11 protein-coding genes are annotated in these 20,004 nt (G+C 47.2%); 9 read left to right on the top strand and 2 right to left on the bottom strand.

Going from position 1 to position 20,004, the window contains the following annotated elements; all coding sequences use genetic code 11:
- Nucleotides 1-9: 9 nt before the first annotated feature.
- From DW835_RS00400 to DW835_RS00375, 6 genes are all read left to right on the top strand, one after another.
- Nucleotides 10-2,301, top strand: coding sequence for a prepilin-type N-terminal cleavage/methylation domain-containing protein (locus DW835_RS00400; protein WP_118730465.1), 2,292 nt, complete (start codon nucleotides 10-12; stop codon nucleotides 2,299-2,301).
- Nucleotides 2,302-2,303: 2 nt separating this feature from the next.
- The gene (locus DW835_RS00395; protein ID WP_182430185.1) at nucleotides 2,304-7,502 is read left to right on the top strand and encodes a DUF5057 domain-containing protein; all 5,199 of its coding nucleotides are present in this window, start codon (nucleotides 2,304-2,306) and stop codon (nucleotides 7,500-7,502) included.
- 260 nt (nucleotides 7,503-7,762) lie between these two features.
- Entirely contained in the window at nucleotides 7,763-8,656 is an 894-nt protein-coding gene (locus tag DW835_RS00390) for an Rpn family recombination-promoting nuclease/putative transposase (protein WP_118668329.1), read from the top strand.
- 119 nt (nucleotides 8,657-8,775) lie between these two features.
- Nucleotides 8,776-9,915: a PLP-dependent aspartate aminotransferase family protein gene (locus tag DW835_RS00385; RefSeq protein ID WP_118668330.1), complete on the top strand. Its 1,140-nt coding sequence runs from the start codon at nucleotides 8,776-8,778 to the stop codon at nucleotides 9,913-9,915.
- Nucleotides 9,916-10,108: 193 nt separating this feature from the next.
- A complete protein-coding gene (locus DW835_RS00380) occupies nucleotides 10,109-11,308 on the top strand; it encodes a MalY/PatB family protein (RefSeq protein WP_118668331.1) in 1,200 nt (399 codons plus the stop codon).
- 233 nt (nucleotides 11,309-11,541) lie between these two features.
- Nucleotides 11,542-11,781 carry a hypothetical protein gene (locus DW835_RS00375; protein WP_022313368.1) on the top strand — a complete coding sequence of 80 codons (240 nt, stop codon included), beginning with the start codon at nucleotides 11,542-11,544 and terminating at the stop codon, nucleotides 11,779-11,781.
- 242 nt (nucleotides 11,782-12,023) lie between these two features.
- Here DW835_RS00375 and DW835_RS00370 read toward each other — a convergent pair whose 3' ends face one another.
- On the bottom strand, nucleotides 12,024-12,629 hold the full coding sequence (locus DW835_RS00370; RefSeq protein ID WP_118537212.1) for an ATPase: 606 nt from the start codon (nucleotides 12,627-12,629) through the stop codon (nucleotides 12,024-12,026).
- Nucleotides 12,630-13,219: 590 nt separating this feature from the next.
- Complete coding sequence (locus DW835_RS00365; RefSeq protein WP_118668332.1) at nucleotides 13,220-17,476, bottom strand: 2-hydroxyacyl-CoA dehydratase; 4,257 nt, start codon at nucleotides 17,474-17,476, stop codon at nucleotides 13,220-13,222.
- A 264-nt stretch (nucleotides 17,477-17,740) separates the two neighbouring features.
- On the opposite strand from DW835_RS00365, the gene DW835_RS00360 reads away from it, so the two are divergent.
- The 3 genes from DW835_RS00360 (at nucleotide 17,741) to DW835_RS00350 (ending at nucleotide 19,852) form a co-directional block, all read left to right on the top strand.
- Complete coding sequence (locus tag DW835_RS00360) at nucleotides 17,741-18,601, top strand: hypothetical protein (protein ID WP_118668333.1); 861 nt, start codon at nucleotides 17,741-17,743, stop codon at nucleotides 18,599-18,601.
- 92 nt (nucleotides 18,602-18,693) lie between these two features.
- Nucleotides 18,694-19,446 carry a hypothetical protein gene (locus DW835_RS00355; RefSeq protein ID WP_118668334.1) on the top strand — a complete coding sequence of 251 codons (753 nt, stop codon included), beginning with the start codon at nucleotides 18,694-18,696 and terminating at the stop codon, nucleotides 19,444-19,446.
- Nucleotides 19,427-19,852, top strand: a complete 426-nt coding sequence (locus DW835_RS00350; RefSeq protein ID WP_022313373.1) for a hypothetical protein — start codon at nucleotides 19,427-19,429, stop codon at nucleotides 19,850-19,852. The genes DW835_RS00355 and DW835_RS00350 overlap by 20 nt, the downstream gene beginning before the upstream one ends.
- Nucleotides 19,853-20,004: the final 152 nt, after the last annotated feature.

Genomic DNA, 20,004 nt, shown 5'->3' with positions numbered 1-20,004 from the left:
AGGTTGACCATGGGTATTGGAAAGAAAGGATTTACTCTGGTAGAGATCATCGTATCTCTTGCCATCATGACCATAGTAGCTGGTGCGGTGGGAGCATTCGTGGTCGCCGGCAACAATTCCTATATGCGGGGGAACAAGGAACTGACCCTGCAGGAAGAAGCCCAGCTGACCGCCAACCAGATGATCGATCTGATCATTGATGTGGAGAAGGGTATCAGCTTTTCCAATCTGACAGATCAGGAAGCGGTTGATGTTGATGGCAATGTGGCAAAAGACGTTAACGGCATGGAAGTAACCAATGCCAGTGTCAGCGAGCTGCGTCTGATCAATAATGACAACAGCTATATGATCCGCTGGCAGGGGGGTGCCGGAGCGGATTATGCCGATGCCAATCAGGTATATCTTTACGAGGTAACAAATACTAAGGACGGCGAAGGCAAAGTTGTGGTAGGAGATTTTGACGCGGCTAAGCCCGCACTGATGGCAGAGCATGTCAGCAGTTTCAGCGTGGACCTCAGTGAACTGGATAAGCGGAAAGTCGTTCTGAATATGACCTTTACCTATCAGGACAAATCCTATGATATTTCCGAGACCATCAAGTTAAGAAATGATCTGAGCTCCGAACCGTCCAGTATCTATTCCTGGATCAGCGGCATCCGTATCATTCCCGAGCACGCAGATCTGAAACAGGGACAGGCTTTCGTCTTCGATTACGAGATCACCGGAGACGAGGAAGCCATTGCTCAGGGCGTGACCTGGGCCGTAAGTTATCAGGATGGCAGCGCATGTAAGAGTACCATCAGCGGTAACGGTAAACTGAGTGTGGCAGCGGATGAGACCATAGCAGAGAATATTCTGACAGTAACCTGTACCGCCGTAGCGGATCCTACCATAGCGGCAACGGCTACCGTAACGGTACAAAAGCATATGGTGGATTCTCTGGACATAGAACCGAAAGATGCTTCGGTGATTCAGGGGGACAGCCTGCAGTACTCTTATACTATGGAAGGAACAGAAGAGGCTAAAAATGCCGGGGTGACCTGGAGCGTGGCAAGAGTGGACGCAACTGGACTTAAGGCAGGAACCACGATAAATGGGAGCGGTCTTTTGACGGCTGACAGATATGAGCCGACCGGAACACTTGTGCTACAGGTAACCTGTACTTCCGTGGCGGATCCCGGAATGTCTGCATCCACAAAGGTATCGGTATTACCCTATACCAACATTGACGGAAAATATGATGCAACACTGATTGCCAGGAATCTGACCACATATGATTTTACCGAAGGAAGTACGGAAAAGATCGGTTATAAGGCATTGATTGAATGTCTGCCGTCCTGGGCGGATTACAGAAATGGTTATCCACAGATTGAGTGGAGTGTGGTAGATGATTATGCCAATAATTACAAAATAACCGGTTTGACAGATTCTGATGGTCGACAGTTCCAGGCAGAACTGGAATGTGGAAATATGACGGATACGGTAGTACGTGTACGTGCGGTGATAGCTTTATCAGCAGATATTAAGATTACCAGAGAAATCGATATTACAATCCCTCCCCTGAAGACGGTTGTAAACGCGAAGGAACCGTATATTTACTCCAGTCAGTTTGTATTAAACCGTAATGGAAAAATTAATTGCGAGATTCGAAATTATAAAGGGGAAGTAAATTGGAGATTTGCAGATATTCCCAGTGAGCTGAATAATGATTTCAAGGTATGGAACGGAATACAAAAATCATATCAGGTCGGTTTTGAAGTCTATGACGGAGCATATGATAATGTTCATCAGGAAGGCTATCTGACAACAGAAAATACGGGAGAATCTACAGAGATAAGAGCACTTAGCTATATTTCCTGGGATACCGAATATCGTCTGAAGCTTCAGGCATGGAGCCTGGATGATTCCACATTAGTGGCCGAAACGGTAATACTGGTGCCGGTAGTGGATATCTTATTTGCCAATGATCAGCATGTGATTACGGTGCTGAGACCTACCTGGACGAATCGTTATGATCTGCATGCGTATGGTTTTGAGTCTGGAAGAGAGAAAGGACATAGAGCAGCAAAACTGGCAGGATATTTCCAGGGAGAACTTCCGTTGGATTCCAACACGAAATTTGCAGAAATTGATAATATGCATCTTCCTTTTTCGCAGGTACAGTTTGATATTGGCGCACATGAAGAAAATGATTATTTAATTATGACCATTTATGATGAACGATATCCGGATCATAAGAGAAATCTTTTACTGGAAGTAGAGAAGAATCCGGAGTGGTGGGAATGGAAGGATAATAAATGACCATGAATTGGAAACGCAATTCAAAAAAGTATATAGCAGGAATCCTCACCATAGCTTTGGCCGTCGGAGCCGGTCAGAGCTATGGCTCTATGGAGGTCAGTGCGCAGGAAAGAACCCTTCCGGGTATTGAAAAACTGGTACAGGATACGGTAGCTTCTTCTGATGGTACTTTCCATATTCTGGAGATCGTTCCGTCGAAGGAAAATGCCACGATCGGCTATCTGGCAGGCGGCGAGGAGCCGGTATCTGAGGGCAGAAAGCTTTCCGAGATGCCGTCAGCCACAGAGCGCCAGACAGCTATGGACAGTCTGGATGCTGCAAAGTTTCCGACGACAGGTCCGGTTACTTTTTCTGCCTACAGCGAAAGCACCGGAGCTTCCAGAACCGAGGACGTAAGAGGACGCTTTGTATTCCGACAGGACGGATCCGGCAGATACAATTACCAACAGATCGATGCGGTCTATCGTGAGATTGCCAATGGGGAGACGGTGGCAGCAGGAGAACGTTATAACCGATACAGTGCATTGGAGGCCGCCGGAGACAGTAACCGGGATGCCAAAAGCGTGACCCCGGTATTTTCCCATAGATCTACCGGAGGAAGCAACGGACTGGAGACTACGATTATCAATGGTTCAGACAGCACCAGGGGATATGCGCAGGGCTTATATGCAATTTCGGAGACGGATCTGGCCGCTATTGATAAAACGAGTTTTCAGGCAAAAGATTATGTGGGAAGGACAATCTATCAGAAGATAGGTACGGGTGAGACTGCAGTTTATACCTATCTTGGACAGATTGTATACGGTACCGATGCGGCACTGCCGGATGGATTAAAGACTACGTCCAGAGGGGTATCCGGAAATGATGCAGGTACTGCTGTGCAGGCACGCACGACATCCGGAGGAGATGCGATAGCAGCCTATTCTGCCGGAGATATTACCCAGAATCTCTACATCCTGGATCATGCACAGCCGGATAGCGCACAGCTTTGGGCAAAATGGGATGATGTTTCGAAGGCATATACATTTGAGACCATAGCCAGTGCCTATCTTGTGGATTTCACAGCAAATGATAACGGCGACTATTATGTATCTGCAATGACAGTAAGTGACAAAAACGGTGATTACCGTCTGATCGATACCTATCGTAAGGATGAGGCCGGCAGCTACACTATGGTGACACCGGGTTCCCTTCAGGTTACTTACAAGGGGGAAGCGGGCTTTGACACCGCCAACAGCTATGATTTTGTAGGGGATGACAGAGAGGATGCTACGGAGACTATTGCCTATAACGGCGGTTTCTACAACAAAGAATGGTTCAAGAAAAATGTCCTGAATCTGTCCGGTACCAGTCGTTATGAGAGTGGTACAGCCACCGGAGACGATATCGATACACTGAAGATCGAAGTGACAACACTTACCCTGCAGGAACTGGCTGATCTGGCAGATGCTTCCATTACAGCGGAGGATTCTTATTGTGGAATTGATCTGGCAGATGTGGATCTGTTCTATTTTTCCGGTCAGGGAAATTACGGGGCAGAGCCGTCCAATATGGTCTCTGCGGCAACCGTGATCGCAAAGCTGGCATTTGGCGTGGACGGCAGCGGGATCAGAACCGCTGCAGCCAGAGTGCCGGTGATCATGGATTATAATTTTTATGCCAAGAACAGCACCCAGAGCAATGAAGTGTTGACGAAACTGGCATTGACTCTGCTGCAGGTGTCGGATGACAATGTGGCAACCGCAATCGCAGGTCAGGGAGATTCCTATTGGGAAAATGTAAGTGTCGATACGCTGAAAAGCGCGGCAGAGGGAAATATCAGATCCTATGCGTCTGCAATGCAGGCGGCAAATGCGGATACCCTGACGTTGGATACCTTGAAGGAATACCTGAACGAAAATGTATACCTGAACAACGACAGTTCCAAAGCTTATGCGGCAGAGGATTATCTGACGGATCTGAAGTCAGATACGACAAGAGCATGGATCTACACGGATGTCCTGAAAGAGATCCGCTACGAGAATTTTCTGATCACACAGGAAAATGCCACGGCGGTCACTTTGAATGAAGAGATCAGCAAAGCTTCCATCACCAGATATATTATGAACTGGTATCTGCACAGAAGCCAGGTAAAGGACAGCCTTGCGATATTGGATCTGGAGCCCTGTTATGATTTCGGAACTGGAGCTTTATCTGCAGATTCCGTGAAAGGATTTCTGGGGCAGAGCAGTTACGGTGGAAGGATTTCCATTACCCAGATGGCTTCCGCAGAGTTCATTGGCAAGATAGAGGATCTCAACGATCGATATGATATGATCTATGTGGGTGCCCGCACCGGAACCATGAATGTGAAAAACAATCAGACCGTTTACAATGACAGTTCCATGAATGGGCTGATCTATACGCATATCGGGGATCTGTATGATTATAAGGATGAATCGGATGATAACAAGAACCGTCTGAAGGATGATTCCCTGAGTCACACTTCCAATCAGTACCGTGGCCCGGGAAACGATATGAACTCCACCAGAGAAAAGGAGTTCGAGCAGTATATTTCCGCCGGGTATCCGGTAGTATTTGCGAATGCACTTCTGACGGGAATTGACGGTAAGGTGAGTGCCAATACGGCAACAGTGGACGAAAGTTCCTATTTTTACCAGTTGATACAGTTTGCCTTGTCCACGGATGAAAGCGGCAATTACAAATACTGGCAGGAGAATGTATTTGCGGAGAGTCAGCTAGTACCCGGAGCAGCAGAAAAGGCGGCGGATGACAGCAAAGAGGCGCTGGCTGCCGCAAAGGCGGCAAAGGAAGCAAGAGAAGAGAGACAGAGAAACTTTGGCAACCATCTGAATCTTTCCAAACTGCAGATCGAATGGGTGAAAAATCTTGGGGAAGATTATATTCCTACAGAGCTGCATTACAACGGGGACGGTATCAACGATGCGTTCCTGAAGATGACGGACGGTAAGTTCTATCTGCAGTATATTTTTGCTCTGTCCAATGATGCGGCTGCCTCCCAGGTGAGCACGACGTATGATTGCAAGCTGTATATTGATAAGAACTCCGACGGTCGCTTTTCCGGTTCCGATGTGATCGGGCAGACACTTTCCTCCACAGAGGAGCTTGCCGGACTGAATCTGTATGTCAGATCCGGGCAGGAATGGAAGGAAGTGGCGAAGAATGACGGTGGCCATTACGAGCTGCGCACCGGATATACCTATAAGGTAGTCAGAGTGCTGCCGGATGATTATCAGGGAGTATTGCCCTGGAAGATGATCTTCTTTGATAATTCTGATGCACTGGTGAGAACCGCAGTGTCCGGTTATACGGCAGTGGACAGAGGTTCCAGAGTGGATATTCAGGTATTGCAGCTGATGTCCGACAGAAAAGCATCTAATGACAAGACACTGTGGAATCTGGAAAGTGACAGTGATGTAAAGTCACTGTTAAGCGGTATCCGGGAATTTAATGTATCTATTGATTCCGTGAAGACTTCAACTTTTATCAACGGATTGATTTCAGACGATCAGTTGAAAAAGCTTAAGACCGATGAACAGAAGTCTGAGGCTTATTACAATGCGGCATACAATACTTTCCAGCAGTACGATATGCTGATCCTGGGATTCGGAGACAACTATCAGTTCGGAAGCAAGGATCAGAGCCTGAAGAACATGGCAGTATCCGAAGCCATCCGTGATTATATCGAAGATGGTAAGAGTGTCCTGTTTACCCATGACAGCAGTTCTTATATCAACAGTAAGGCCGGTAGCGGTAAAGGCTGGTACTGGGGCTACGAGTTCAACAAGACCATGCGTGCGGCGGTAGGGCTGGATCGTTATGGTGCGTTGCTGGAATATTATGATGACCAGAGGAACAATTCCAGTTTATCCGATGCCCAGAGAAAGCGTTATGATGCTTATTACAATATTCTGGACACGCAGTACAATTACGATACGGCATGGAAGCCGGGAACGGACCGGAGCAGTGATCAGACGGTCGGAAATATCGAGGGTACGACCAAATATACGACAGTCCGTTATGTGCAGAATCGGATCAATGCGATCCTGCGGAAAGGAACGTCTTATACGAGCTTCTGTTTCCCGATTCGCAATTCTCTGTTTTATCAGGGTATGGATAAGACAACGAACTCTCAGGGGCAGATCACGGTGCTGGGAGATTACAAGGAATTCGGAGACGGTGCCGGTCCTGATATGATCGTTTCGCAGGTAAATCAAGGACAGATCACTAATTATCCTTATCAGATCACTACAGAAGAACAGCAGACTCTGACAGTGGCGGCAACACATTATCAGTGGCTGCAGCCGAACATGGAGCTGGATAAGGACGGAGACGGCAAGAATGATATTGTGGTATGGTATTGTCTGTCCGACCTGTCCGACAATGCCAAGACCAGAAAGTCGCAGACCGAGTGGAACAACGGATGGGGCAACGACAATGGCGTGAATCTGTATAATGTCAGCCCTAAAGATGTGGTAAATAATTATTATATTTACAGCATGGGTAATGTCACGTATTCCGGTGCGGGACATACGGAGCCCACGGGAATGGCGGAGAAGAAGCTGTTTGTGAACACCATGGTAGCGGCTTACAATGCAGGAACCAAGGCACCTTCCGTATTTTTCCGGGATGACAACGGCAACACCATTGACTCCGTATATATGATGTATGATGCTGCCAACAAGATGATCCTGGATCGAAGCAATAAGATTCAGGTGGATTTCAAGGCTACCGATTACAACATCCTGTCTTCAGCAACGGAGATCCGGGTAGAGTTCTTCAAGGAATCCACGGATGCGGATGCCATAGAGATCGCATATGGCAAGGACAAGCTGAAGGTGAAGCCTCTGACCGGGCTTACGGTAATGAATTCCGCAGGAACAGCAGTGGATGCACATGTGATCACCGGTGGAGACAATCACTTTACGGAAGGTGGAAAGGACTATTATGTCACAGGTACGTCGTATTATTCTGTGACCAGTGACGGTGTATACACGCTGGCATTCCCTGCATCGGAGATGGGCCTGTTCTCCGGCAGCGGCAAGATGACGCTTAACGATCAGGATGCCGCCACCATCTACATCCGGGCGACAACCGTTTACGACAACGGAGCCAAGCGGACCGAAGGCGCTGTTAAGAGCCTGACGGTCAGCGCAGCGGAGCTGTTTGAGCTGGATTAAAGGATTTGCGGGCGACGCAGAAAAGACAAATTGCACAAAGAGCAGGGCTGTGGAAAAGTACCAATTTCCACAGCTCTGTTTTTGTATGGTTTTTTACCTGCAATTTTCTTGCAGAATCGATATGCATGTGCTATAGTAATCACATCTTAAGAAAGTCTATATAGGCAATATTCTGAAAATGCTTTAATGCGTAGGTGCAGTCGATGGCGGATCGCCGCAAATTCATGGATTGACAGAACAATCGGACAGGGAGAAAACTATTGGAAACAAACGATATTGTGACGAAAAATTTTGAAAGCTATGCGGATGTGGCGGCGGACATTATTAATGTTCTGTTACATGAAGGGAGAAGAAGGGTTAAAGATTATGAAATGTTGTCGGCGGCTACTGAGAGTCTTTACTTGGATAAAGAAAATGGATTGCGAAATCAATTGGAAGATGTAGCAAAGTACCATGTGGTAAATGGGGTGCCTAAGGTATTGTATTTATTTGCCAATCAGACAAAGGTGGATAAGGGCATGGTATTGCGCAAGGCCGGGTATGCAGGTGGAGAATACCGCAGACAATATGAAAAACAAAATCCGAGCCTATATCCTGTGATAGAAATTGTGTTATACTGGGGAAAGAGCAGGTGGAAAGGGGGATGCAGTTTGCACCGGTTATTTGATGAAGAAGGGGCGACTGCAGATATTATATGGAAGTATGTAGATGATGTACAACTTCATGTTTGGGAAATGCGTCATTTACCCAGAGAAATACGAGAGCTTTTTCAAAGTGATATGAGAATCATCGTGGATTATCTTGCAGAGGGAGATAGCTATCGGTCGGACCGAAAAGTGATTCATAAAGAAGCAACAGTTAAGATGCTACGGGTATTATCCGGAGATACAAATGTTGATGATACCGGAGATGCATTAAAAGAAATGGGAATCAAAGAGGAGGATGAGATCAGGGTGTGTGAATTATTTGATCAGTATACAAGAAAAGGGATTGCACAGGGAATTTCGCAGGGGATTTCTCAGGGAGTTGCGCAAGGGATTATTATAATGTGCAAGGATTTTAATACCAGTTATGAAGAAACTTTACAAAAGGTGAGACTGAAACTGAATATCTCAGAGCAGGAAGCTGAGAAAGAAATGAAACTTTATTGGTAAATATGGAATAGAAACTTGACTTTTTCTATGTACTATGATAAATATATACTATACCTACTGGAACAGTAGGAAATATAAAGGGAATAATATAGTATACATAGACATAGGAGGAGAAAAAGATGGCATTTGCAGCAGAGACCATATGTGTCCAGGGAAGTAATGAGAGAAAGGATCCGTTCGGCGCCATCAGCATGCCCATTTATCAGAATGCGGCGTATGCGCATCCGGGACTGGGGAAGAGTACGGGATATGATTATTCCCGCTGCAGCAACCCCACCAGAGACGAAGTGCAGAAGACGGTTGCTCTGTTGGAACAGGGAACAGAGGCACTGGCATTTTCTACGGGAATGGCGGCAATCACTGCAATGATGGAAATCTTTTCTCCCGGAGATCATCTGATCGCTACCGATGATCTGTACGGCGGTACGTTGAGACTGTGGAACATGATCAGTCACAAGAATGGTATTTCCGTGGATTGTGTAGATACTTCCAACGTGGATACGGTGAAGGCAGCGTTGCGCCCGGAGACAAAAGCTATCTATCTGGAGACACCGTCCAATCCGATGATGAAAGTAGCGGATATTCAGGCAATTGCAGATCTTGCGCATGAGAATGGATGCCTGTTGATCGTGGATAACACATTTCTGTCTCCTTATTTCCAGAAGCCGTTGACATTAGGAGCTGATATCGTGGTACACAGTGGAACCAAATATCTGGAAGGACATAATGATACTTTGTCCGGTTTTCTGGTGGTGAAGGATAATGCTCTGTATGACCAGCTCTATAATATCTACAAGACTACAGGAGCCTGTCTGTCTGCGATTGACAGCTGGTTGTTACTCCGCGGTATCAAGACACTGGCAGTCCGCATGGAACAGCACCAGAAGAATGCTCTGGCCATCGCACACTGGCTGGAACAGAGACCGGAAGTGGAAGAAGTCTATTATATCGGACTGGATTCCAGACCGGATAAGGAGCTGATTGACAGACAGTGCAGCGGCTATGGCGGAATGATTTCTTTCCGATTGAATTCTGCGGAGAAAGCTGTTAAAATTTTGGAGAGCGTAAAGCTGATCCGTTTTGCAGAAAGCCTGGGAGGCGTGGAAAGTCTTCTGACCTATCCCATGAAGCAGACCCATGCAGATGTACCTGTAGAGGTCAGGGAAACTCTGGGTGTGGATGAAAAGCTTTTGAGAATGTCTGTTGGTATTGAGAATATTGATGACCTGCTGGCAGACTTGGAGCAGGCCTTTGCCTGAGTGGGGTTGACTGGTATACATAGTAATTTAGCCAGTTCCGCGGAAAGTTTCACGGAAGTCCCACAACAGACGCAACGAGTCAGGACGTGCAGAAGGTCCTGGTAGAATAGGTACGATTGACAGAAAAATTTAACCTGCAACTTGGGGCCACAGGCAGAAAGCTTGCAGGTTGTCGAAAGGTAAGAGGATTCGTATGGCTACATACAACTTTGATAAAATTATAAATCGTAAGGGAACGAACTGCCTGAAGTACGACTATGCCGTGGAGAGAGGCAAGCCTGCGGATGTGCTGCCACTGTGGGTCGCAGACATGGACTTTACAGTATCGGAGGAGATTACGAAAAGCCTTCACGCGGCGGTAGATCATGGAATCTACGGATACACCCAGCCTAAGGATGCTTATTATAATGCCATAACCAATTGGATGGAAAAAAACCATAATTGGAAGACGAAGAGAGAGTGGATCATGAAGACCCCCGGTGTGGTATTTGCACTGGGTGCAGCGGTAAAAGCTTTCACAAAGCCGGGAGATGCGGTCTTGATCCAAAATCCGGTGTATTATCCCTTTACCAATATCATTAGGGACAATGACCGTAGGGTGATTGATAATACATTGGTATACGAAAAAAGGGTAACTGAAGGAAAGTCGCAGTACAGCATAGATTATGAAGACTTCGAGCGCAAGATTGTGCAGGAGAATATAAAACTGTTTATCCTGTGCAATCCTCACAATCCGGTGGGAAGAGTATGGAACAGAGAGGAACTGCAGTATTTGGGAGAGATCTGCCTGCGCCATCATGTGATCGTAGTCAGTGATGAAATTCACAATGATTTTGTATATCCCGGATTTGAGCATACGGTGTTTGCCAATGTGGATCCCCGTTTTGCGGAGTTCACCGTGACCTGCACCGCACCCAGTAAGACCTTCAATCTGGCAGGCTTACAGATTTCCAATATTTTTATCTCAAATGAGACATTGCGGGAAGCATTCCAGAAGGAAATCGACAAGACCGGATACGATGAGCCGAATGCGTTGGGAGCGGTAGCCTGCGAGGCTGCATATCGTGGCGGACAGGAGTGGCTGGATCAGTTGAGAGCTTATCTGCTTGAGAATCTGAACTTCCTGCGAGCATATCTGCAGGAGAAAATTCCACAGATTCATCTGGTAGAGCCGGAAGGTACTTATCTGGTATGGCTGGATTGCAGTGAACTTGGGATTTCCGGCAAGGAACTGGATCAGTTTATCGTAGAGAAAGCGGGACTCTGGCTGGATGGCGGAGCAATGTTCGGACCCAGTGGAGCAGACTTCCAGCGAGTGAATATTGCCTGCCCCAGAGCAACTCTAGAGCTTGCACTGGACAAGCTGAAGGCGGCAGTAGACAACCTGGGCTAGGTCCGACAGATTTGATGTGAGCAAAGAAAAATATCTGTGGACGCTTGTTCCGATAGGACAAAAATTATAGCGGTATAATATTAACAGACATATGGTATATTTTTACAATGTTGTCCATATACTGTAACATATCAGGCCATTCATGACTGATCACGGCAGCTTATGCTACGCTTGTGATCCCTGATGAATGGCCTTTTCGATAGTATTGCCATAAGGAAAGGAGCACACAGTATATGCCAAGAGGACAGAGAAAATCCCTGGAGGAAAAGATCCAGGCAAAACAGGAGTTGATCAATGCGCTGAATATCCGCATTGAATCCGAGGAACGGGAACTGGAAGAATTATATGAGCAGAAGAGGCGCAAAGAACTGGAGGCAGTAAGTGACCTGATCGAGGATGCCGGCCTGGCACCGGAGGAAGTCACCGAAGTCTTGCAACAATACATTGAGAACCGCAGCGCAAATGCATCGTGAGATTGCAGGTGAAAGAGAGCTTGCTCACCTTAAAGAACCGGAGCTGTACCGCCCAAAAGTTAGAAACAGAATCAATCTAATGACTGGAGGCCGATACACGCCCGGTCTTTTTTTGTGCCCGTTTGGTTATCGCCAATCATGCAAGCATGTTGGCTCTCTTGCGCTCATTATATCGTGAGCACAGCTCACTCAATGCATTTCGCAAAATCACACTTGCAAGCAAGTGATTTTGCTTCATCATATCATAAAAAGTACTGCGTGATAATCTGCTGTACCTGTTCTGAACGAATGGGAACCTTGCCGGTCTCGTAAGTGGTGATCAGCTGCATGGACGGAAAGATTCCGTTGTAGCAGTAAGACTTGAGTTTGTTGCAGGCAGCATCACAATAATTGTTCTTGTCCATCATCCCGAAGTGTTCCCAGTAGAAGAACTGCTGCGTGGTGGGATGCAGGATCGTGAAATCAGGATAGACTGTCAACTCATTTAAGGCCAGAGCTGCCTCGTAACGATATGGAATATGATTTGTGTACAGAAGATTGGCGATGATAACCTCGGATTTGGAACGGACTTTATGTCCCGCCAGTGTAGTATGAATTAGATTTTCCGGGTGAGAACTGTTTGTTTCATAGCTTTCCGCACACCATTTCTGCATCGATACCGGAAGCTTGTCCTTCGCAAAATGACTTTGCAGCAATTCATAATATGGTGAAGATTCCTCTAGAAGGTCAGAGGAGGATAATTTCCTGGAGCGGCTTTGTGAGGATGAAATTTTCTTATAGGAACTTAGCAGAGAAAATTCTTCTTCGGCTTCCAGTAGCAGAAGAGAGTAGTATTTTTTCAAGGCCATAATCTCTGCAAGAGAACGATTTGATTTAGGACAATATACAGATTGTTCCTCTTTTCTGATAATCCAGCGTTGGTAAGATCCATTTTTTTGAATGGATAATTCTCCTTCTGGAAAGGCGGAAATTTTGCGGCGTAGGTAGTCACATTGTGTCTGTAATTTATTAAGGCGAGTGTCTAAATTCTGAATCATAAAAAACTCCTTTCAAAATGGTTTGGTGTAAATAGGATAAAATACCAGAAAAAAATACAAAAAAGTCTAATTTTCAAGTGGAAAAAGGGATGATTGTATCAAAATAAAGAAAAAGGGTAAAATAGATACAAAAAAAGAAAAAATATGAGAAATTTTGTACTAAAATAGCCAGAAAACAGCTTTTAGCGAAAATGGAGATAAATGAACATTGTGGGACATGCAGATAAGCAATAGAGCGGGCACTTTTGAAGGCACAAGCATATCTGAGTGCATTATAACATGACAGGGGATATTCTGAAAAGATGTTTGTTTGGGAAAAGAGATCTGAATACAAAACACCCACGGCATGGAATTCCAATGGAATCCCTTGCCGCGGGCAGTGGTTTCAGACTATAAATGTTTTATTCCGCGCTTCCTTCGCCCTTCTTCAGATTCTTCTGGGCGGTGGAGAGCATGAGTTTGATTCGGTTGAGCTGGTTGACTTCGCTGGCACCGGGATCGTAGTCGATGGCTACGATGTTGGAGGAAGGATATGCCTTCCGCAGAGCCTTGATAACGCCCTTACCTACTACGTGGTTCGGCAGGCAGCCGAAAGGCTGGGTACATACGATGTTCGGTACGCCTTCCTTGATCAGTTCCACCATCTCACCGGTCAGGAACCATCCCTCACCGGTCTGGTTGCCGATGGATACGATCGGTTCCGCATAGGAGACGATCTTGTAAATGTTGGTAGGCGGATCAAAATGCTTACTTTCTTCAAAAGCCTTCACGGCAGAGCCACGGAGGATATGTTCGATGGCCCAGATACCCAGCGCGGAAATCTTTGCAGTCTTCTTGCTGGTGCCTAAGTGTTCTGCTTTGTAGATCTGGTTGTAGAAGCAGTACAGCATGAAGTCGATCAGGTCGGGTACTACAGCCTCCGCACCTTCGCTCTCCAGCAGCTCTACCAGATGATTGTTGCCTGCAGGAGAGAATTTCACCAGAATCTCACCGACCACGCCGACACGGGGCTTCTTGATATCCAGTACCGGAACCGCATCGAAATCCCGGATAATCTCGGTACACATCCTGCGGAACTTCGGAATGCTGATATGCTTCGCGGAGACAAATTTCTGTACCTTCGCAAGCCATTCTTTGTGCAGAGCATCCACGGAACCCGGAGTTGCTTCATAAGGACGCATCCGATATACACAACGCATGAAGATGTCACCAAATTCCGCACCCACAGCGGCACGTAACAGCAGATCCGCATTCAGATGGAAGCCGGGATTGCTCTCGATACCTGCCAGGTTCAGGGAGATAACGGGAATCTGCTCCATGTCTGCTTTCTTCAAGGCACGACGGATGAAGCCGATATAGTTCGTTGCACGGCATCCGCCACCGGTCTGGCTCATGATGATGGCTGTCTTGTTCAGGTCATATTTACCGGACAGCAGAGCTTCCATGATCTGACCTACTACCAGCAGGGAAGGATAGCAGGCATCATTGTTAACATATTTCAGACCAACATCCACAGAGTGCTTGTTATCGTTGTCCAATACCACGAAATTGTAACCGCAGGCATTGAACGCAGGCTGCAAGATCTCAAAGTGGATCGGGGACATCTGCGGACAGATGATGGTGTAGTCCTTACGCATCTCTTCGGTAAACGGTACCTTCTCGATAGCGGAAGAACGGATGTTGCGGTGCTTGCCCATCTTTTCACGGACACGGATCGCAGACAACAGGGAACGGATACGGATACGGGCCGCACCCAGGTTGTTGACTTCATCGATCTTCAGGCAGGTGTAGATCTTGTCGGAGCCGGAGAGGATATCGTTCACCTGATCGGTGGTAACGGCATCCAGACCGCAGCCGAAGGAATTCAACTGGATCAGATCCAGATTCTCCACCGTCTTTACATAGCTTGCGGCAGCGTAAAGTCTGGAATGGTACATCCACTGGTCGGATACAATCAAAGGACGTTCCGGTTTTGCCAGATGGGAGATGGAATCCTCGGTAAGTACTGCCATATCGTAGGAGGTGATCAGCTCGGGAATACCGTGGTTGATCTCCGGGTCTACATGATAGGGACGGCCTGCCAGCACGATACCGCGCTTGCCGGTCTTGCGTAAGTATTCCAGAGTCTCTTCGCCCTTTTTCTCCATATCGTGACGGGCATCTGCCAGTTCCTTCCAACCCTTTTCGCAGGCTGCGGCGATCTCTGCGGCGGGAATCTCGGTGAATTCCTTCGTCAGCGCATCCGTCACGGTACCAAGATCTCTAAAGGACATGAACGGATTGCGGAAAGTGATCTCACCGCCGGCGATTTCCTCTACGTTATTCTTGATATTCTCAGAATAAGAAGTAACGATAGGGCAGTTGTAATGGTTGTTGGCATCCTCGAACTCGTTGCGCTCATAGAATAGCGCAGGGTAGAAGATGAACTTGATTCCCTGACGAATCAGCCAGGTCACATGGCCGTGAGCCAGTTTCGCCGGATAACACTCGGATTCACTGGGGATGGATTCAATGCCAAGCTCGTAGATCTTACGGTTGGAGCTGGGAGAGAGCACAACGCGGTAGCCCAGCTCGGTGAAGAAGGTGAACCAGAACGGATAGTCCTCGTACATATTCAGCACTCTGGGGATACCAACTACACCTCTGGGAGCCTTGTCAGCGTCCAGAGATTCATAAGAGAACAGTCTATGTAATTTGTATTCGTATAAATTCGGTACATTGTGGGCATTCTTCTGACCGCCGATACCACGTTCACAGCGGTTGCCGGAGATGAACTGACGGCCGCCGGAGAATTTGTTGATGGTCAGACGACAGTTGTTGGTACAACCCTTACATTTCGCCATGCTGGTCTCGAACTGGAGATCGCAGATCTTCTGATAATCCAGCATTGTGGTCACATAACCGTCTTCGTAATGTTCTCTGGCGATCAGAGCCGCACCGAAAGCACCCATGATACCGGCGATGTCGGGACGGATCGCCTGGCAGTCTGCAATTTTCTCAAAGCTGCGCAGAACAGCATCATTGTAGAAAGTACCGCCCTGTACCACGATATTTTTACCAAGCTCTGAAGCATCGGAGACTTTGATTACCTTAAATAAAGCATTCTTGATAACGGAGTAAGCAAGTCCTGCGGAGATATCTGCTACGGAAGCGCCTTCCTTCTGCGCCTGTTTTACTTTGGAGTTCATGAATACGGTACAACGGGTACCCAGATCGATAGGATGCTCTGCAAACAGGGCAGCCTGAGCGAAATCCTGCACGGTATAGTTCAGGGATTTGGCAAAGGTCTCAATAAAGGAGCCACAGCCGGAGGAACATGCTTCGTTCAGCTGTACGCTGTCTACGGTCTGGTTTTTAATCTTGATGCACTTCATATCCTGACCGCCGATGTCTAAGATACAGTCTACGCTGGGGTCAAAGAAAGCAGCGGCATAGTAATGGGCCACGGTCTCTACCTCGCCGTCATCCAGCAGAAAAGCAGCTTTCATCAACGCTTCGCCGTAACCAGTGGAGCAGGAGCGTACGATCTCCACGCCTTCGGGCAGGAGAGAGTAGATCTCCTTCAGGGAACGGATCGCTGTCTTCAAGGGGCTTCCGTCGTTACTGGAATAGAAAGAGTACAGCAGGGATCCATCTTCACCTACCAGAGCGATCTTCGTGGTGGTGGAACCGGCATCGATACCCAGGAAAGCCTTGCCCTGATAGGACTGTAAGTCTCCAGTGGTCACGTGATGCTTGCTGTGACGCTCCACGAATTCCTGATAAGCAGCCTTGTCCGCAAACAGAGGCTCCATACGTTCTACTTCGAACTCCATCTTGATGTCGGAGGACAGCTTTTTCACCATGTCAGACAGACTGATGCAGACTTCCTCCTTCGCATTTAGTGCGGAACCGATGGCTGCGAACAGATGGGAGTTGTCCACGTCAATGATGTGCTCGTCATCCAGATTTAAGGTACGGATAAAGGCAGCTTTCAGTTCAGACAGGAAATGTAAAGGCCCGCCCAGAAAAGCTACGTGACCGCGGATCGGCTTACCACAGGCCAGACCGGAAATTGTCTGGTTCACCACTGCCTGGAAAATAGAAGCAGACAGGTCTTCCTTGGTAGCACCTTCGTTGATCAGAGGCTGGATATCGGTTTTGGCAAATACACCACAGCGGGCAGCAATGGTGTAGAGGGATTTATAATTTTTCGCATATTCGTTTAAGCCCGAAGCGTCCGTCTGAATCAGACTGGCCATCTGGTCGATGAAGGAACCGGTACCGCCGGCGCAGATGCCGTTCATACGCTGCTCCACGTTACCGCCTTCGAAATAGATGATCTTCGCATCCTCACCGCCTAATTCAATGGCTACATCGGTCTTGGGAGCCAGTTCCTGCAGGGAAGTAGCCACGGCTACGACCTCCTGAGTAAAGGGAACGCCGAGGTGGTTGGCCAGTGTCAGACCGCCGGAACCGGTGATCATGGGGTGCAGCTGCAATTCACCCAGCTGGTCATAAGCTTTCTTAAGGAGCTCAGACAGAGTTTCCCGGATATTGGCGAAGTGACGCTCATAATCGGAAAATAAAATATTGTGTTCTTCGTCCAAAATAGCAATCTTGACAGTGGTGGAACCGATATCTATGCCAAGAGTTGCGTATTTTTCCTGTGAATTCATGTGATACATCCTTCCTGAAATAAAAATAAATCTACTTATTTAATGCATTTTTTTCATCAACAAAACATTTTCATTATACGACAAAAAACACCACAATGCAACGAATAATGGGGGAGTTTAGTTGTTAAAGTTTTGTAAAATGTAACTTAAATTTTTCGGGAAAACTCTGAAAAAAGAGAACGTGCAGTTTACTTATTCTCTTCCGGATGTTACAATCTCGATAGAGAAAAATCAAAATATAACTATTTATGGAGACATTGTTTTATGAGCAAATTCGAAAAAAAGTTTGGAAAATATGCGATCCATAACCTGACCATGGTATTGATCATGTGTTATGTGGCGGGATATGTGATCGAACTGATGGGAAAAGCAGCCGGCAATAATCTGCTGGGATTTCTGACACTGGACCCTTACCGGATCCTGCACGGACAAGTCTGGAGACTGGTGACCTGGGTGATCGTTCCTCCGGAAAGTCTGGATATCTTCACGATCATTATGCTGTTTTTCTATTATAGTCTGGGTACGGCGCTGGAGCGTACCTGGGGAACTTATCGCTATAATGTGTATATCTTTTCCGGTATGCTGTTTACGATTATCGGAAGTTTCCTGTGCATGGGCGTGGCATATCTGATCACTGGCGGCATGAGTACGGAAGCGGCTTCCCTGGTATTTTACAGCGGGTCCTATGCGTTCAGCACCTACTATATCAACCTGTCCATCTTTCTGGCGTTTGCCGCAACGTATCCGGATATGCAGGTACTGTTGATGTTCGTGATCCCTGTGAAGGTAAAATGGATGGGAATTCTGGATGCCATTCTGATGGTCTATACGGTAATTGCCGGAAATCTGTTCACCAAGTTTGCGGTAGTGGCATCACTTTTGAATTTTGTGTTATACTTTTACAGACTGCATCGCAGCCGTATCTCACCGAAGCAGATGCACCGTAAGGCACAGTTCGAACGAAAATCCAATGCCGGACGGGCGAAAGTCACAAGACACAAATGTGCCGTCTGCGGACGGACAGAAGAGGACGATCCGAATCTGGAGTTCCGTTTCTGCTCCAAATGTAACGGCAACTACGAATATTGCCAGTATCATTTATTTACCCATGAGCATGTAAAATGATAATAAGATTTGCAATATCCGTTACGGCATGACTGCTTGCAGGCAATGTGCGAAGCACGGAGAAAGTGATGTTATTATAAAGGAGACCCTATATGAACAAAGAAGTATTATTTGCCCAGACCTTAGAGCAGGTCCGCAAGACCGCCAAGGAGCAGGGCAACTGCATCAGCGAAGAACAGGTAAAGGAAGCATTCGCCGAGCTGGATCTGAGCAATGAACAGCTGCAGATGGTATTTGACTATCTGTTAAAACATAAAATCGGTATTGGGCAGCCTATGGATCCCGATGAATTCCTGACGGAGGAAGAAAAGGATTACTTACAGGAATATCTGGATGAAGTAGCGGCATTACCGACCTACAGTGACGGTGAAAAACTGGCATTTTCCATCGCGGCCATGGCGGGAGAGACGGATGCGCAGCAGCGCCTGATCGAATTGCATCTGGCGGATGTGGCAGAGATCGCAAAACTCTATGCCGGACAGGGTGTTCTGCTGGAAGATCTGGTGGGAGAAGGCAATCTGGCACTTTCCTTCGGTGTGACCATGCTGGGCAGTCTGGAGAAACCGGACGAAGTCGAGGGAATGCTCGGCAAAATGATCATGGATGCCATGGAAGAATACATTGCCGGACATGCAGAAAATTCCAAGATCGACAAGCGAGTGGAAGATAAGGTCAACAAGGTAGCGGATAAGGCCAGAGAACTGGCGGAAGAACTGCACCGCAAGGTGACCACGGAGGAACTGATGGAAGAGACCGGTATGTCCCGCAAGATGATCGAGGATGCCATAAGAATGAGCGGTTTCAAGATTGAGGATATCGACAACAATGCAAAAGACAGTTTATGAGAATTATAAATACAGCCTGCAGGATACGGCAAAGGTCTACATAGGCGCAAAATATACCTTTGCAGAGTTGCTGGATCAGGACGAGGTGGCGTTTAAATTCCGCCTGATCGTGGAACGCTATATTTTAGCGGAAAAAGAGGTGGATCCCCAGGATACGCTGGAGACCCATCTGTATTATCTGAAGCCGGACAGTTTTCTTGTGAAGATCTACGACCGGATCAAGGCTCGGGTGAAGATCAATATCATCGAGGAGAAAAAAAGGATTTTCGGCAGAGGCAAAAAGCGTTATGTCACGAAGGAATTGAACATCCGGGAATTAGTTGCCATGACACCGGAGGAGAAAGAGGCGAAGGGTGTCGTGATTCAGGAAATCTCCATGAGCAAGCTGGCACTGGCCGCATTTTGATAGATTAAGCTCACCCATAGAAAGCATGAGCGACTGCTTGCAGGCGGCGAAGGCTTTCTATGAGGGGAGCAAACGAACATGAGCAAGAAGGACGATAGTCCGGATTGCAAATGGTCGTTACGATTTCGAGAGTGCGTAGCACGGAGAAATCG

Origin of the sequence: Clostridium sp. AM34-9AC (assembly GCF_003480225.1) — a bacterium.
Classification (GTDB): Bacteria; Bacillota; Clostridia; order Lachnospirales; family Lachnospiraceae; genus Acetatifactor; species Acetatifactor acetigignens.
The sequence above is the reverse complement of the archived record's forward strand: the minus strand, read 5'-3'. Positions and strand labels throughout refer to the sequence as shown.

Bases quoted from the DNA above. Each gene is read 5' to 3' on its own strand.
- DW835_RS00400 (WP_118730465.1), top strand. From the start codon at position 10: ATGGGTATTGGAAAGAAAGGATTTACTCTGGTAGAGATCATCGTATCT.
- DW835_RS00395 (WP_182430185.1), top strand. From the start codon at position 2,304: ATGAATTGGAAACGCAATTCAAAAAAGTATATAGCAGGAATCCTCACC.
- DW835_RS00385 (WP_118668330.1), top strand. From the start codon at position 8,776: ATGGCATTTGCAGCAGAGACCATATGTGTCCAGGGAAGTAATGAGAGA.
- DW835_RS00380 (WP_118668331.1), top strand. From the start codon at position 10,109: ATGGCTACATACAACTTTGATAAAATTATAAATCGTAAGGGAACGAAC.
- DW835_RS00375 (WP_022313368.1), top strand. From the start codon at position 11,542: ATGCCAAGAGGACAGAGAAAATCCCTGGAGGAAAAGATCCAGGCAAAA.
- DW835_RS00370 (WP_118537212.1), bottom strand. From the start codon at position 12,629: ATGGCCTTGAAAAAATACTACTCTCTTCTGCTACTGGAAGCCGAAGAA.
- DW835_RS00365 (WP_118668332.1), bottom strand. From the start codon at position 17,476: ATGAATTCACAGGAAAAATACGCAACTCTTGGCATAGATATCGGTTCC.
- DW835_RS00360 (WP_118668333.1), top strand. From the start codon at position 17,741: ATGAGCAAATTCGAAAAAAAGTTTGGAAAATATGCGATCCATAACCTG.
- DW835_RS00355 (WP_118668334.1), top strand. From the start codon at position 18,694: ATGAACAAAGAAGTATTATTTGCCCAGACCTTAGAGCAGGTCCGCAAG.
- DW835_RS00350 (WP_022313373.1), top strand. From the start codon at position 19,427: ATGCAAAAGACAGTTTATGAGAATTATAAATACAGCCTGCAGGATACG.